General features: G+C 70.4%; 15 protein-coding genes and 1 pseudogene. 3 read left to right on the forward strand and 13 right to left on the reverse strand.

Features of this window, described 5'->3' with window-relative positions:
• Nucleotides 1-66 precede the first annotated feature (66 nt).
• The 13 genes and pseudogenes from ACWGH0_RS05270 to ACWGH0_RS05330 form a co-directional block, all read right to left on the reverse strand.
• Complete coding sequence (locus ACWGH0_RS05270) at nt 67-1,506, reverse strand: nucleobase:cation symporter-2 family protein (RefSeq protein ID WP_453402780.1); 1,440 nt, start codon at nt 1,504-1,506, stop codon at nt 67-69.
• A gap of 267 nt (nt 1,507-1,773) precedes the next feature.
• The gene (locus ACWGH0_RS05275; protein ID WP_453402781.1) at nt 1,774-3,159 is read right to left on the reverse strand and encodes an 8-oxoguanine deaminase; all 1,386 of its coding nucleotides are present in this window, start codon (nt 3,157-3,159) and stop codon (nt 1,774-1,776) included.
• 39 nt (nt 3,160-3,198) lie between these two features.
• A pseudogene (locus ACWGH0_RS05280) lies at nt 3,199-3,444 on the reverse strand (purine permease); the annotation flags it as partial.
• A 326-nt stretch (nt 3,445-3,770) separates the two neighbouring features.
• The gene (pucL, locus tag ACWGH0_RS05285; RefSeq protein ID WP_453402782.1) at nt 3,771-4,694 is read right to left on the reverse strand and encodes a factor-independent urate hydroxylase; all 924 of its coding nucleotides are present in this window, start codon (nt 4,692-4,694) and stop codon (nt 3,771-3,773) included.
• A gap of 7 nt (nt 4,695-4,701) precedes the next feature.
• Complete coding sequence (gene uraH, locus ACWGH0_RS05290) at nt 4,702-5,103, reverse strand: hydroxyisourate hydrolase (protein ID WP_453402783.1); 402 nt, start codon at nt 5,101-5,103, stop codon at nt 4,702-4,704.
• 6 nt (nt 5,104-5,109) lie between these two features.
• Nucleotides 5,110-5,616: a 2-oxo-4-hydroxy-4-carboxy-5-ureidoimidazoline decarboxylase gene (uraD, locus tag ACWGH0_RS05295; protein ID WP_453402784.1), complete on the reverse strand. Its 507-nt coding sequence runs from the start codon at nt 5,614-5,616 to the stop codon at nt 5,110-5,112.
• A 170-nt stretch (nt 5,617-5,786) separates the two neighbouring features.
• A complete protein-coding gene (locus ACWGH0_RS05300; RefSeq protein ID WP_453402867.1) occupies nt 5,787-6,107 on the reverse strand; it encodes a helix-turn-helix domain-containing protein in 321 nt (106 codons plus the stop codon).
• Nucleotides 6,108-6,169: 62 nt separating this feature from the next.
• Complete coding sequence (locus ACWGH0_RS05305; protein ID WP_069930333.1) at nt 6,170-6,421, reverse strand: hypothetical protein; 252 nt, start codon at nt 6,419-6,421, stop codon at nt 6,170-6,172.
• Nucleotides 6,422-6,457: 36 nt separating this feature from the next.
• Nucleotides 6,458-7,699: an ABC transporter permease gene (locus ACWGH0_RS05310; protein WP_453402785.1), complete on the reverse strand. Its 1,242-nt coding sequence runs from the start codon at nt 7,697-7,699 to the stop codon at nt 6,458-6,460.
• On the reverse strand, nt 7,696-8,454 hold the full coding sequence (locus ACWGH0_RS05315) for an ABC transporter ATP-binding protein (RefSeq protein ID WP_453402786.1): 759 nt from the start codon (nt 8,452-8,454) through the stop codon (nt 7,696-7,698). Before ACWGH0_RS05315 ends, ACWGH0_RS05310 begins: the two co-directional genes overlap by 4 nt.
• On the reverse strand, nt 8,451-9,650 hold the full coding sequence (locus tag ACWGH0_RS05320; protein WP_453402787.1) for a peptidoglycan-binding domain-containing protein: 1,200 nt from the start codon (nt 9,648-9,650) through the stop codon (nt 8,451-8,453). Before ACWGH0_RS05320 ends, ACWGH0_RS05315 begins: the two co-directional genes overlap by 4 nt.
• A complete protein-coding gene (locus tag ACWGH0_RS05325; protein WP_453402788.1) occupies nt 9,647-10,171 on the reverse strand; it encodes a hypothetical protein in 525 nt (174 codons plus the stop codon). The genes ACWGH0_RS05320 and ACWGH0_RS05325 overlap by 4 nt, the downstream gene beginning before the upstream one ends.
• Before the next feature lie 221 nt (nt 10,172-10,392).
• A complete protein-coding gene (locus ACWGH0_RS05330; protein WP_453402789.1) occupies nt 10,393-10,815 on the reverse strand; it encodes a hypothetical protein in 423 nt (140 codons plus the stop codon).
• Nucleotides 10,816-11,276: 461 nt separating this feature from the next.
• On the opposite strand from ACWGH0_RS05330, the gene ACWGH0_RS05335 reads away from it, so the two are divergent.
• The 3 genes from ACWGH0_RS05335 (at nt 11,277) to ACWGH0_RS05345 (ending at nt 14,707) form a co-directional block, all read left to right on the forward strand.
• Nucleotides 11,277-12,098, forward strand: coding sequence for a TIM barrel protein (locus ACWGH0_RS05335; protein ID WP_453402790.1), 822 nt, complete (start codon nt 11,277-11,279; stop codon nt 12,096-12,098).
• 49 nt (nt 12,099-12,147) lie between these two features.
• Nucleotides 12,148-13,053, forward strand: a complete 906-nt coding sequence (locus tag ACWGH0_RS05340) for a 2-hydroxy-3-oxopropionate reductase (RefSeq protein WP_453402791.1) — start codon at nt 12,148-12,150, stop codon at nt 13,051-13,053.
• A 196-nt stretch (nt 13,054-13,249) separates the two neighbouring features.
• Nucleotides 13,250-14,707 carry a catalase gene (locus ACWGH0_RS05345; protein ID WP_453402792.1) on the forward strand — a complete coding sequence of 486 codons (1,458 nt, stop codon included), beginning with the start codon at nt 13,250-13,252 and terminating at the stop codon, nt 14,705-14,707.
• Nucleotides 14,708-14,714 lie beyond the last annotated feature (7 nt).

Consider the following 14,714-nt stretch of genomic DNA (forward strand, 5'->3'; position numbering starts at 1 on the left):
ACCACACGCGGGAGGCGCGTACGGCACCGGGGGGAGTGCCGTACGCGCCGCTCGGGGCCCGCCGGGTCAGTGGGCGGTGGCCGGGATCTGGTCCGGGATCTCGGGGTGGGTGGGCGTCTCCTCCTCGTCGGCCCGCTTGCCGAGGTGGTTGAAGGCGAGGTTGAGGACGATGGCGACCACGCAGCCGGTGCTGATGCCGGAGTCGAGCACGACCAGCAGGTCCTCGGGGAAGGCATGGTAGAAGGTCGGCGCGGCGATCGGGATGAGGCCGATGCCGAGGGCCGCGGCGACGATCAGCGCGTTCTCGCCCTTCTCCAGCGCTGCCGTGGCGAGGGTCTGCACACCGCTCGCCGCGACCGTGCCGAAGAGCACGATGCCGGCGCCGCCGAGCACCGGCAGCGGTACGAGGGCGATCACGGAGGCCAGCACCGGGCACAGGCCCAGCAGGATCAGGATGCCGCCGCCGGTGGCGACGACGAACCGGCTGCGGACCTTCGTCATGGCGACCAGGCCGATGTTCTGCGCGAAGGCGCTGCACATGAAGCCGTTGAACAGGGGGCTGATCGCACTGCCGAGGGTGTCGGCCCGCAGACCGCCCTCGATGGTCTTCTCGTCGGCCGGCCGGCCGACGATCTTTCCGAGGGCGAGCATGTCGGCCGTCGACTCGGTCATGCAGACCAGCATCACGATGCACATGGAGATGATCGCGGCGATCTCGAACTGCGGGGCGCCGAAGTGGAGGGGGGTCGGGAAGCCCACCAGGTCGGCGTTTTTGATGGCGTCGAAGTTCGTGATGCCCACGGGTATCGCGATGAGCGTGCCCGCCACCAGGCCGAGGAGGATCGCGATCTGCTGGAGGAAGCCGCGCAGGAATTTGCGCAGGGCGAGGACGATGACGAAGGTGACGGCGGCCATGCCGATGTTGGTCATGGAGCCGTAGTCGTCGGCCTGGGAGTTGCCGCCCTGGGACCAGTTGAAGGCGACCGGCAGCAGGGACACGCCGATCAGGGTGATGACGGTGCCGGTGACGACGGGCGGGAAGAAGCGGACGAGCTTGCAGAAGTACGGGGCCGCGAAGAAACCGAGCACTCCGGCGACGATGATCGCCCCGAAGATGATCGGGATCGCGTTGTCTCCCTCGCCCTTGCCGATGGCGATCATCGGGGTCACTCCGGCGAAGGACACGCCGTTGACGAAGGGGAGCTTGGCGCCGATCTTCCAGAACCCGAGGGTCTGGAGCAGCGTGGCTATACCGGCGGTGAAGAGGCTGGCCCCCATGAGGAAGGCCGTCTCCTTGGCGTCGAGCCCCACGGCGGGGCCGACGATCATCGGAGGGGCCACCACGCCCGCGTACATCGCGGCCACGTGCTGGAGGCCGCTGGTGAACATCTTGCCGGGCGGGAGTTTCTCGTCGACCGGGTGCTTCGGTTCGGGTCCGGACGGGGGTCCGGACCGGGAGTCGGATTCGGCGGATGCAGCTTTGCGAAACCTGGGCTTGGCGGCCACGGCGGTTCCTCCGGTCGGTTACACGCAAGCGGCGTGGATGTCATGGAGGTGGTGCGGAGTGGTGCGTTGAAACAGGTGGTGCAGACGTGCATGACGCATGGGGGGTGCGGCGGAGCGGCGGGGCCGTGCCCGGTGACGTGTGATCACCGTCCCCGGGGGTGCGGGCGCTTGGGCGCGCACCCCCGGGCACAGCTGCCGTGGACCCCGCTCGGGTCCGCGGCCGCCGGCTGAGGGCCGTCCCCCCCAGCCGGACTTCCAGGGGGGCGGTCAGCCCTGCGCGACGACGCGCGCGAGGCGCTGCGCCTCGGCCCGCGCGTCGCGGGCGATGGCTTCCTCGTCCACCGTGACCAGGTGGTTGTCCTCGACGACGGGCTTGCCGTTGACGAGCGACAGGGTGACCGGGGCCGCGGCGCCGAAGACGATCGCGGTGACCGGGTCGGCGATGGTGGAGTGACCGAGTCCGTCGATCTTCCACATCACCAGGTCGGCGAGCTTGCCGGCCTCCAGCGAACCGATCTGGTCCGCGCGGCCGAGCACCTGGGCGCCGCCGTAGGTTCCGAGGCGCAGCGCCTGGCGGGCGTTGAGCGCGGCTTCGCGGTGCGCGCCGAGGCGGTTGATCAGCAGCGCGTTGCGGAGCTCGGTGTGCAGCTCGCCCGACTCGTTGGACGCCGTACCGTCGACACCGAGGCCGACCGGCACGCCGGCGGCCAGCATGTCCGGAACGCGGGCGATGCCTGCCGCGAGGCGGGCGTTGGAGGACGGGCAGTGGGCGACGCCCGTGCCCGTCCGCGCGAAGGCGGCGATGTCGGAGTCGTTCATGTGGACGCAGTGGGCCATCCACACGTCGCTGCCGAGCCAGCCGGTGGACTCGAAGTAGTCGGTCGGGCCCATGCCGAACAGTTCCTTGCAGAACTGCTCCTCCTCGACCGTCTCGCTGCCGTGGGTGTGCAGGCGCACCCCGAGGCGGCGGGCCAGTTCGGCGCCCTGCTTGAGCAGTTCGGTGGAGACGGAGAACGGCGAGCAGGGGGCGACCGCCACCTGCGTCATGGCGTCGAAGGAGGCGTCGTGGTGCTTCTTGACGGTCTCCTCGGTCGCGGCGAGCGCGCCTTCGAGGGTCTCGACGGCGAAGTCCGGCGGCAGGCCGCCGTCCTTCTCGCTGCGGTCCATGGAGCCGCGGGCGAGGGTGAAGCGCACGCCCATGTCGGAGGCGGCGCCGATGATCGCGCCGGACAGGTCGCCCGAGCCCTTGGGGAAGACGTAGTGGTGGTCCATCGCGGTGGTGACGCCGCCGCGGGCCATCATCGCCAGCGAGCCCTGCGCCGCCGCCTTGACCATGGGCTCGTCGATGCGCGCCCAGGTCGGGTACAGCGCGACCAGCCAGTTGAAGAGGTTGTGGTCGGTGGCCAGGCCGCGGGTGACCCACTGGTAGAAGTGGTGGTGCGTGTTGACGAGACCGGGCGTCACCAGGTGGCCCGTGCCGTCGATCCGGCGTACGACGTTGTCCAGGCCCTCGGGGGCCTTGCCGGCGCCGATCGACTCGATGCGGTTGCCGGCCACCACGACGTAACCCGAGGCGTACTCGGTGTCGTTGGCGTCCACGGTGGCGATGGCACAGTTCTCGATGATGGTGCGCGCGGCTGCCGATGCTGCCATGGTGCGTCCTTCTCTCAGTGATGTGGGCACGGCAGGACCCTAGGAGGATTTGAGTGCCGCAGCCGCGTGGCTCCGGGTGCCGAGATGGTGAAAGAACAGGTTGAGCAGGACCGCGACCGGGGCGCCGGCACTGATTCCGGGGCCGGGCACGGTCTGTGCGCGGGCGGGGAGGTCCGTGCGGGGGGCGGGCGCGGCGAGCAGGCCGGCGCCGCCGGGCACCGGCATCGGGACGGTGGAGGCGACCGCGGCCGGCGCCGGTCGGGCGCCGAGGGCCGGGAGCGGCCCGCAGGGGGCGAACGCGCCGGTGGGGGCGGGGTTGCCGGAACCTTCCCGGAAGCGCTGGACGAGCAGCACGAGCATGGAGGCGAACGCGCCCAGGGCCACGTACTTCACGGCGCCGAAGTCGGCGGCGGGGGCGAGCCGCGAGGTGGGGAGCTTCTCGTCCGCCGGGTGGACGACCGGATCGACGGCCGGTGCTGCCGGTGGGACGGAACACGGGCCGTCGGTTGCTTCTGCCGGCCCCGTTGCAGGCTGTGCCATGGGGGTTCCCTCCGGTCCGGTGCGCCCCCGCCGCGCGTGCTCGGGGCGGGCGGGGACGTACCGGTCCCGCGTCAGAGGTTGGTCATGTCGACCGGGATCTTCGGCTCGACGCCGTCCCGCAGGATGGTGGCCTCGATGAGGCCGTACGGGCGGTCGGCGGCGAAGTAGACCTCGTTGTCGTTCTTCAGCCCGAAGGGCTCGAGGTCGACCAGGAAGTGGTGGTTGTTCGGCAGCGAGAAGCGGATCTCGTCGATCTCGCTCCGGCTGTTGATGACGCGCGAACCCATCTGGTACAGGGTCTGCTGGAGCGAGAGCGAGTACGTCTCGGCGAAGGCCTGGAGGATGTGCTTCTTGGCCTGGGCGTACGACTTCTCCCAGTTGGGCATCCGGTCTTCGTCGCTGGTCCAGTTGTAGCGCCAGACGGAGGCGACGTCGGTGCACAGGATGCGGTCGTACGCCTCCTTGAGCGTCGTGTACCGGTCCTTGACGTAGCCCCAGAACTCCGAGTTCGTGGAGTTCATGACCGTGAGGTTCTTGAGGCCCGAGAGGACCTCCCAGTTCTCACCGTCGAAGGTGATCTGCGAGGTGCGCAGCTCCTGGCCCTGGCGGACGAAGGAGTGGTTGACCTCGTCGGACCCGATGAACTTGGAGTTGTTGTCCGAGGTCGCGATGCGGTCCCAGGCGTACTCCTCGATCCGGATCCGGGCGCGCTTGATCGGCTCCTGCGACGTCACGAAGTGGCGGGCGAGGTGGATGCCGAACTGCTCGGCGGACTCGATGCCGTACTCCTTGGCGAACGCGTACACCGTGTTCTTGGTGGTGTCCGTCGGCAGGACGTTCGCGTTGGATCCGGAGTAGTGCACGTCGTCCATGTCGCCGGAGAGGGCGACGGAGACGTTCAGGTCCTTGATGTGGTGGGTGTCGCCGTCCCGCGTGATCTTGACGACGCGGTTCTCTGCTTTGCCGTACTGGTTCTGGCCGAGAATCGTGGGCATGTCGGTGCTAGCTCCCTCGGTATACGGAGTAGCCGAACGGGTTGAGCAGCAGCGGTACGTGGAAGTGTTCGCCCGGCACGACGGCGAACGTGATCGCCACCTCCGGGAAGAACGCGCCGCTGTCCCTTGCGCGGGGGGCGTCCTGCTGTGCCTCGGCTTGCTTCTTGGAAACGAAGTACGCCTCGGTCTCGAAGTCGAGACGTACGTGGGTCGTGCCTTCCGGCAGGGCCGGCAGGTCCTTGCAGCGCCCGTCCGCGTCGGTCGCGGACCCGCCGAGTGCCACCCACTCGGCGTCACCGCCGCTGCGGGCGGTGAGCGAGACGGCGACGCCCTCGGCCGGGCGTCCGATGCTGGTGTCCAGGATGTGCGTGGACACCGAAGCGGCGTTCGTGGAGCTCAGAGCGCTCATCAGTCCTCAGTCCTCTTCTACGAGACGGGTCAGCCGGATCCGGTTGATCTTCCCGAGTTCGGTGCGCACGATCTCGCGCTCCTCCTCGGCGGTGTTGCCGATCCGGTTCCGCATCGCGTCACGCATCTGCTCGCCGGTCGCACCGGTGGCGCAGATCAGAAAGACATGTCCGAACTTGTCCTGGTAGGCCAGGTTCAGTTCGAGCATCTCGGCTTTCAGTTCCTCGGACGCTCCGGCCATCCCCCGCTGTTCGCGGGCGGACGTCGGGTCACCGGGCTTCGGCCGGCCGATCGGCGCGTGGCCCGCCATCGCCTCGGCCAGATCCCCGGCGGTCAGCTCGGCCATGGCGGCGTCGCTGGCGAGGAAGAGGTCGTCTGCGGTGGCGTACGGGCGCTGGGCGAGCATCTTGCTCCCCCACGCCGAGCTGGCGCACACCTCGTGCAGCGCGGCCGAGGCCGCACTGTCCGCCGAGGTGTTGAACCGGGCGAGGCCCGGCGTCGAACCTGAAGTCACGGGAGCCTCCGTGGCCTTGTGCTGGACGGGCTGGGCATAGCTAACGCCCTCAAGAACAGCGCGTCAACACTTTGTTGAAATCTCGCGAACGCAAAAGCCGCCGACCCGTTGTCCGGACGGCGGCCCCAGCGAATGATCGATCAAAACTGCCCACGGAGTGGACGGCCCGGCTAGTCGCTCTTGCTGCCGTTTTCCCTGTTCAGGTAGTTGTAGACGGTGAAGCGGCTGACACCGAGCGCGCTCGCCACCGTTTCCACCCCGTGCCGCACGGAGAACGCCCCGCGCGCCTCCAGCACCCGTACGACCGACTGCTTCTCCTTGCGCTCCAGCTCCGACAGCGGCATGCCGTGGCGCCGCTCCATGGCCGCGAGGATGTGGTCGAGGGAGTCGGAGAGCTGCGGAAGCCGTACGGCGACGACGTCCCGGCCCTCCCAGGCCAGCACCACGTCGTCGCCGCGCGCCTGCTCCGGCACCATCATCTCGCCGCCCATGGCGTCGACCAGCGGCTTGACCGCGGTGACGAGGGGGTGGTCCTCGGGTCCGCCGGGCTCGCTCACTTCTCGCCCTCCCCGATCACGTTGACCTGCAACGAGACCCGGGTGGCCCCCGCGTCCAGGGACCTGCGCAGCAGCGCGTCGACCGCGGTCAGCACCGCGTCCGCGCCGCCCTCCGCGGTGTTCCCGAACGGGCCCACGTCCACCGCGTCCAGCTCGGCCACCTGGATGACCTCACGGGCGGCCAGCGCGTGCGCCGGCGCCTCGTCGAGGTCGAAGGGCTCGGTCGTGAACTCGACTCTCAATCGCACCATGCCCCCACGGTACTGGCGGGGGCGACGGGCGCGTCAGCCGGTCGCCAGAGCGGTCGTCGGCGAGACCCGCGCCGCGCGCATCGCCGGGTAGAGCCCGGCGACGGCCCCGATGACCAGGGTGCCCGCCGCGCCCGCCAGCACCGCGCTCGCGGGCAGCGCGACCGGCCAGCCCCGGTGGCCCGCGTACGCCGTGGTGATCAGGAGGCCGAGGGCCGCGCCGCCGCATCCGCCGAGGCCGGAGAGGACCAGGGACTCGGTGAAGAACTGGTTGCGGACCTGGCCGCGGGTGGCGCCGAGCGCCCGGCGCAGCCCGATCTCGCCGCGCCGCTCCAGCACCGCGATGACCATGGTGTTGGCCACCCCGATCCCGCCGACCAGCAGCGCGACCGCCCCGATGCCCAGCAGCAGCCCGGTGAACGCCTCGTCGGCGGCGAGCTTCGCGGCGAGCGCGTCGGAGGGCCGGGCGACCCGTACCGCGTCGGGCTGCTCGGGATTGACCGTACGGGCGAGGACGTCCCGTACGCCGCCCACGGCGTTCTCGTCGGCGCGCACGTAGACGGCGGTGGGGTGGCCGTCGAAGCCCAGGGTCCGCTCGGCGGCGGCGAAGCCGATCAGGGCCGCGCTGTTCAGTTCGGGCGCGAGTACGACCGGCTCGATGATCCCCACCACGGTGAACGGGTGGCCGCCGATCTCGACCTGGACGTCGGGGTGGGCGCGTACGACGCCGAGCCTGCGGGCCGTGGCGGAACCGAGGACGACCGCCGGGTACTGGGCGGTGGCCCGGTTCAGCCAGGCGCCGCTGGAGGTGCGCACGCCCAGGGTGGCCAGCAGATCGGGGTGGGCGGCGAAGACCTCCAGGGCGTTGGTCTCCTCGCGGGGGATCAGGTCGGAGCGGTACACCTCGGCGTCGACCCTGCCGACGGCGCTCACCTCGCGCACCGGTGGAACGCGTCGCACCATCGCGCTCACGCCGGTGGGGAACTTCGCCTCCCCGCCGGTCAGCGACTCCCCCGCCTCGGCGTGCAGCAGGTTGGTCCCCAGCGTGTCGAGGGTGGCCTGGAGCTCGGCGCGGCTGGAGGTCGAGATGCCCACCACGGCGACCATGGCGGCGATGCCGATGGAGATGCCCGCCGCGGACAGGACGGCCCGCAGCGGCTTGGCCCGGAGCCCGGACAGACTCAGCCGCAGCACGTCGAGCGGGCCGAGGCGGGCGGGGCGCAGCGGGGGGCGGGACGGGGCGGCGGGCGGCGGGGCGGTGGGCGGCGGCGGGGTCATCGGGCGGCCTCCTGGGCGGTACGGGGAGCCGCAGCGCGGCTGTCCTCGACCAGCCGTCCGTCGCGCATGACCACGCGGCGCGGCAGTCGGGCGGCGAGCTCCGTGTCGTGGGTGATGACGACGACGGTGGTGCCCTCGGCGTTGAGCTCCCGCAGCAGCTCGACGACGCGCGCCCCGGACGCGGTGTCGAGCGACCCGGTGGGTTCGTCGGCCAGCAGCAGGGAGGGCCGGCCCGCCACCGCGCGGGCCAGGGCGACGCGCTGGCGCTCGCCGCCGGACAGCTCGTGCGGACGGTGCCCCAGCCGGTGGCCGAGGCCGACCCGGCGCAGGCTCGCGGCGGCGGCGGCCGTGCGGGCCCGCCGGGACAGTCCGGCGTACAGCAGCCCTTCGGCCACGTTGTCGACCGCGCTCACGCCCTGGGTCAGGAAGAACTGCTGGAAGACGAAGCCGATGTGCTCCGCCCGCAGCGCGGACAGCCGGCGGTCGGACAGCCGGTCGACGGGGTGGCCGGCGATGCGGACCCGGCCCGCGGTGGGCCGGTCGAGCGTGCCGATGAGGTTGAGCAGCGTGGACTTGCCCGACCCGGAGGGGCCGACCACGGCGAGGAGTTCGCCGGGCATGACCCGCAGGGAGAGGTCCTGGACGGCGTGCACGGGCGGTGCGCCGGGGTAGCTGCGGGTCACTCCGGCCAGGTCGACGACGGGTTCCCCCGGCTCGGCGGCGGGCGGGTGCGCGAACGTGCTGCCGGCGTTCACAGCGCGGGGGTCCCGACCCGCAGGCCCTCGGTGAGGCCGGCGCCCGACACCTCGACGCGGCCGCCGCTGAACAGGCCCGTGGTGACCGGCAGGATGCGGCCGGGGTCGCCGGGGCCGTCCCCGACGACCTGGACGCCGTACCCGCCCTCGCGCAGGGCGAGCAGCGCGGCGACGGGCACGGACAGCACGTCGCGGCGCCGCTCGTTCTCGGCATCGACGCGGACCGGCGCGTACGTCAGCGATCCGGCGGCCTTCTGGTCGGCGAGGGCGATCCGCACGGTGACGGTGCGGTCGCCGCCACGGTCCTGTCCGCCGCCGTCACCGCCGTCGCCACCACCGTCGCCACCGTCCTTGTCGCCACCGTCCTTGTCGCCGCCGCCTCCGACGACGGTGCCGACCGAGGTCACCCGGCCCGCGACCGGCTCGTCGCGGCCCGGAATGGCGACGGTGACCTTCTTGCCCACGGAGAGCAGGCGCTGCTGGGACATGGTGGCCTTGACGGTCACGGTCCGCACGGCCTTGGTGGTGGCCAGGACCGGGCTGCCGTTCGGCGCCTCGTCGCCCGGTTCGCGTTCGGCCGCCCCGGCCCGTACGGCCTGCCGGGCGAACAGGACGCGGCCGAGTTCCAGGCGGCCCGTGCGCGGCAGCCCGAGGGAGCGCTGCCAGCGTTTCACCGCGTACGCCGTGTTGCCCGTGTACGTCTCGTCCACCGTGAAGCCGGTGTACCCGAGGGCGGCGAGGTTCTGCTCCAGCTGGCGTACGTCGCCGCCGTCGGACATGCCGGGCTCGAAGGCGCGATAGGCCGGGATCCGCCCGTACAGCAGCACCACGGGCTGCTCGTCGACGCGATACAGGACCTCGCCCCGCGAGACGGTCGCTCCGGGGCGGACCGTCCAGGTCACGGTGCCGGTGAGGCGGTTGGGCAGGTACACGTCGTCGGCGTACTCCAGCGTCCCGTCCAGGGTCTCCTTCGCGGCCAGATCGCCGCGGGTCACCGGAGCGGTGGCGGCGGCCGGCGGGAGCTGCGGCGGGGGCGCCCCGTCGGCGCGGTCGCGGACCACGACGACCGCCGCCGCGCCCGCGGTCAGCACGACCACGCAGGACAGGATGAGCCTGCGGGCACGGCGGGGGCGCGGCGGCAGGTCGTCGTACTCGCTCACGGCCGGCGTCGCCGCCGTCGTCCGGCTGTCGGTCACCGCCCGGCACCCGGCACCGGGCCGGCTTCCTTGTAGCACTCCTTCGACGCCTTCTCGTGGGCCGCGCGCTCGTCCTCCGCCACGTTGCCGATCTTGAAGCCCTTGTCGCGCAGGCACCGTTCGACCTTGAGGCGCCACACCTTCTGCTCCTCGGTCTCCTCACCGCCACCGGCCGCTCCGCCGCCGCCGCTCCCGCCCGCGTCCATGTACCGCTTGCAGGCGTTCTGCGCCTTGCTGATCTTGGCCTGGTCCTGGGTGCCGGTGACCTGGATGGAGACGTTCCCGTTGGTCTCCGGGTCCTCGACCTCGATGTCGTTCTCGCGCAGGCACCGTACGAACTTGAGCACGTCGGCGTCCGGATCACCGGCGCCCGGCTTGTCGGCCGTCTTTCCGGCCGACGGCTCACCGCCGGCGGACGGAACGTCCTTTTTCCCGTCCCCGCCGCATCCGGTCAGCAGGGCGAGGGGGAGGAGTACGGCGAGAGAAGAAAGGCCCAGCCGGCCTAAAGGTTGCTTTTTCAACGTGAGCTCCTCGTCGAATTCGGATGTGGACCCATGAATAGCAAGCCGCCCGGGACGGATCGCTGAGAGATTTATGAGATTCACCTGAGAAGAACAGGAACAGATCATTCCTGCGACGGGAGCGGGCCGAAACGCGAGAAAGCCGAATCCCAGACCGCAGGAACGGTCGAGGATCCGGCCTCCGCCGCCCGGCGCCGCTCAGCGGCGCCGGGTGGCGCGCATCAGCCGCCGATCGAGCCGCCCCAGACGGCGTTGGTGCCGTAGGGGCAGGTCAGCGTGTGGTTCCAGGTGCCGTAGTAGTACGTGCCGAACGTGTACCGGTAGCCGTTCGAGCAGTCCACGTAGACCCGGTAGCCGTTGCCGGAACAGGTCATGTAGAAGTTTCTGCCGGACCGGCTGCCGTTCCAGCAGCTGGCGTTGATGTTCACGTCGCCCTCGGACGCCGCCGCGGCACCGCCCGCCTTGCTGAGGGACTTCGTGCCCACGCCCGACTTGACCTGCCCCTTGGACGACTGCGAGGTGGAAACCGCCTGTCCGTCCCCCGTTGAAGCCGCGCTTGCGGCGGGCGCGATGCCCACCCCGGCGCCCAGCATCAGCATGGCGCCGGCCCCGACGAGACCCAGATTTTTGCGGATCGTCATCATTTCCCCATTCAACGCGTCTTGTTGAACCGTTGCTCCCTCGGTGAGCGAGCGACGCGATTCTGGTCGGGGCGTCGGCGGAGTGTCAATTCTCATTTCCTTCTCATGAAGGCGCCCCGTACTGCGAATAAGTCATTCCGCACAGGTCCAGGCCACACCGTGCGAAGCGGACACCAAAACCCGTTCCCGCCGGTGGAGAACCCGGCCGGAGAAATGAACTATGCATTCCCTGTGCGGTCCCTGTGGGTCCCGGCCGGATATCGGCCATATGCGGTCCGGCCTTGGCGGAAGGAGGTCCGTCGCGTCTCGGCCACCCCCTGCGCCACCCCTGCCCCAGTGGCACCCAGAGCACCGCCGAGGCGTCCCACCTGGCCGCGCCCTCTTGACAGGTCTCCGCGCCACCGTGCAACATTCCATCAGGCAGAAAACAACTTCCGCGATACGGAAGGAGCGCCGAAACCCTCATGGGCTACACGGACCAGCGCTTCGATGTGAACCTCTCGATCCTCTTCACGGAACTCCCGCTCCTGGAGCGCCCGGCGGCCGCCGCCGCGGCAGGCTTCAAGGCGGTCGAGCTGTGGTGGCCCTGGATCGAGACCCCCACCCCCGACCAGGCCGAGCTCGACGCCCTGAAGAAGGCGCTCGACGAGGCCGGCACCCAGCTGGTCGGCCTGAACTTCTACGCCGGACAGCTTCCCGGTCCGGACCGCGGCGCCCTTTCCGTGCCCGGCGAGGAATCGGACCGCTTCCGCGCCAACATCGACGTGGCGGCGGACTTCGCCGCCTCGGTCGGCTGCAAGGCGCTCAACGCGCTCTACGGCAACCGCGTCGAGGGCGTCGACCCGGCCGTCCAGGACGAGCTCGCCCTGGAGAACCTGGTGCTGGCCGCCCGCGCCGCCGACCGCGTCGGCGCGATCCTTCTGGTCGAGACCCTCAACAAGCCGGAGTCGCCGCTCTACCCGCTGGTGAGCGCGCCGGCCGCCGTCGAGATCGTCGACAAGGTCAACGAGGCCACCGGGCTCGGCAACGCCAAGTTCCTCCTCGACATCTACCACCTGTCGATGAACGGCGAGAACGTCCCCGACGTGATCGCGGAGTACGCCTCCAGGACCGGCCACGTGCAGATCGCCGACAACCCCGGTCGCGGCGCCCCCGGCACGGGCGACCTGCCGCTCGAAGAGCTGCTCGACCAGCTCAGGAACGCCGGTTACGACGGCTGGGTGGGCCTGGAGTACAAGCCCGGCGACCGCCCGAGCGCCGACGCCTTCGGCTGGCTCTCGAACTGACCATATTTACGCGTGTGTTGAAACGCGTGTTTTGAAAGAGGCACCCATCATGAGCAACTCCACTGCACTCCCGTCGATTGGCTTCATCGGCCTCGGCATCATGGGCTCCCCCATGTCCGAGAACCTGCTGAAGGCGGGTTACGACGTCACCGGCTACACCCTTGAGCAGCCCAAGATCGACCGCCTCGTCGCCGCCGGCGGCAAGGGCGCGTCCTCGATCGCCGAGGCCGTCAAGGACGCCGACGTCATCATCACGATGGTGCCCGCCTCCCCGCAGGTCGAGGCGATCGCGTACGGTCCGGACGGCATCCTGGAGAACGCCAGGAAGGGCGCGCTCCTGATCGACATGTCCTCGATCACCCCGCAGACCTCCGTGGACCTGGGCAAGGCCGGCGCCGAGAAGGGCCTGCGCGTCCTGGACGCCCCCGTCTCCGGCGGCGAGGCCGGCGCGATCGAGGCCGTGCTGTCCATCATGGTCGGCGGTTCCCAGGAGGACTTCGAGTCCGCCAAGCCGGTGCTCGAAGCGCTCGGCAAGACCATCGTCCTGTGCGGTCCGCACGGCTCCGGCCAGACGGTGAAGGCCGCCAACCAGCTGATCGTCGCGGTCAACATCCAGGCGTGCGCCGAGGCCGTCGTCTTCCTGGAGAAGTCGGGCGTGGACCTGACCGCCGCCCTCGACGTCCTCAACGGCGGACTGGCCGGCTCGACCGTCCTGACCCGCAAGAAGGACAACTTCCTGAACCGGGACTTCGCCCCCGGCTTCCGGATCGACCTGCACCACAAGGACATGGGCATCGTCACCGACGCCGCCCGCAACGTCGGTGCGGCCCTCCCCGTGGGCGCGGTCGTCGCCCAGCTCGTCGCCTCGCTGCGCGCCCAGGGCGACGGCGGCCTCGACCACTCCGCCCTCCTGCGCGCCGTCGAGCGCCTGTCCGGTCAGCCCGTCCAGAGCTGACCACCCCGTGACCTCCGGGCTGCGGCGGCGCTGACACCTGTCCTGTCGCGCCCAGGCGCCGCCGTGGCCCGGATCTGTTTTTTTTCGGTTCACTCCGCGCCGATCCCTCTCTTCAACTTCAACAAACTGTTGACGTCATGCTCGGTGCGTACTTACGCTCCTCACGCCGCCAGCAGATTTCCGCAGGAAGGTCCCCATGTCGAAGCGTGTGCTCACGACCGAGTCAGGCGCCCCGGTCGCCGACAACCAGAATTCCGCCTCCGCCGGTGTCGGCGGCCCGCTCCTCATCCAGGACCAGCACCTGCTGGAGAAGCTGGCCCGGTTCAACCGTGAGCGCATCCCGGAGCGCGTCGTCCACGCCCGCGGTTCGGGCGCGTACGGCTACTTCGAGGTGACGGACGACGTCACCGGCTTCACCCGGGCGAACTTCCTCGGCGAGGTGGGCAAGCGGACCGAGACGTTCATCCGCTTCTCCACCGTCGCGGACAGCCTCGGCGGCGCGGACGCGGTCCGCGACCCGCGCGGTTTCGCGCTGAAGTTCTACACCGAAGAGGGCAACTACGACCTCGTCGGCAACAACACCCCGGTGTTCTTCATCAAGGACCCGATCAAGTTCCCCGACTTCATCCACTCCCAGAAGCGCGACCCCTTCACGGGCAAGCAGGAGCCGGACAACGTCTGGGACTTCTGGGCGCACGCCCCCGAGGCGACGCACCAGATCACCTGGCTGATGGGCGACCGCGGCATCCCCGCCTCGTACCGCCACATGAACGGCTACGGCTCGCACACCTACCAGTGGACGAACGCCGCAGGCGAGGCATTCTTCGTCAAGTACCACTTCAAGACGAACCAGGGCATCCGCTGCCTCTCCTCCGAGCAGGCCGCCGAGCAGGTCGGCAAGGACGCCAACTCGCACCAGACGGACCTGCTCCAGGCCATCGAGCGCGGCGTCAACCCGTCCTGGACGCTGTACGTCCAGATCATGCCCGCCGCCGAGGCCCCGGACTACCGCTTCAACCCGTTCGACCTCACCAAGGTGTGGCCGCACGCGGACTACCCGCTCCAGCGGGTCGGCCGGCTGGTCCTCGACCGGAACCCCGACAACGTCTTCGCCGAGGTCGAGCAGGCCGCGTTCTCCCCGAACAACTTCGTTCCGGGCATCGGCCCCTCGCCCGACAAGATGCTCCAGGGCCGGCTCTTCGCCTACGCGGACGCGCACCGCTACCGCCTCGGCGTGAACCACACCCAGCTGCCGGTGAACGCCCCCAAGGCCACCGTGGCCGACAACTACGGCCGCGACGGCGCCATGGCGACCCGCTACGGCTCGCGTCACGACAAGAACTACGAGCCCAACTCGTACGACGGTCCGGCGCAGACCGACGCGGCGCTCTCCGCCCCGCTGGCGCTGGCCGGCTGGACCGGCACGCACGCCGCCGCCGTCCACGTCAAGGACGACGACTTCTTCCAGGCCGGTGAGCTCTACCGCCTGATGTCGGCCGAGGAGAAGTCCCGTCTGATCGCCAACATCGCCGGCGGCCTGTCGCAGGTCAGCCGCGACGACGTGATCGAGAAGAACCTCGCGCACTTCCACGCCGCCGACGCCGACTACGGCAAGCGCGTCGAGGAAGCGGTCCGCGCCCTGCGCGAGGACTAGTCACCGA

The sequence above is a fragment of the Streptomyces sp. NPDC054887 genome, assembly GCF_053610585.1.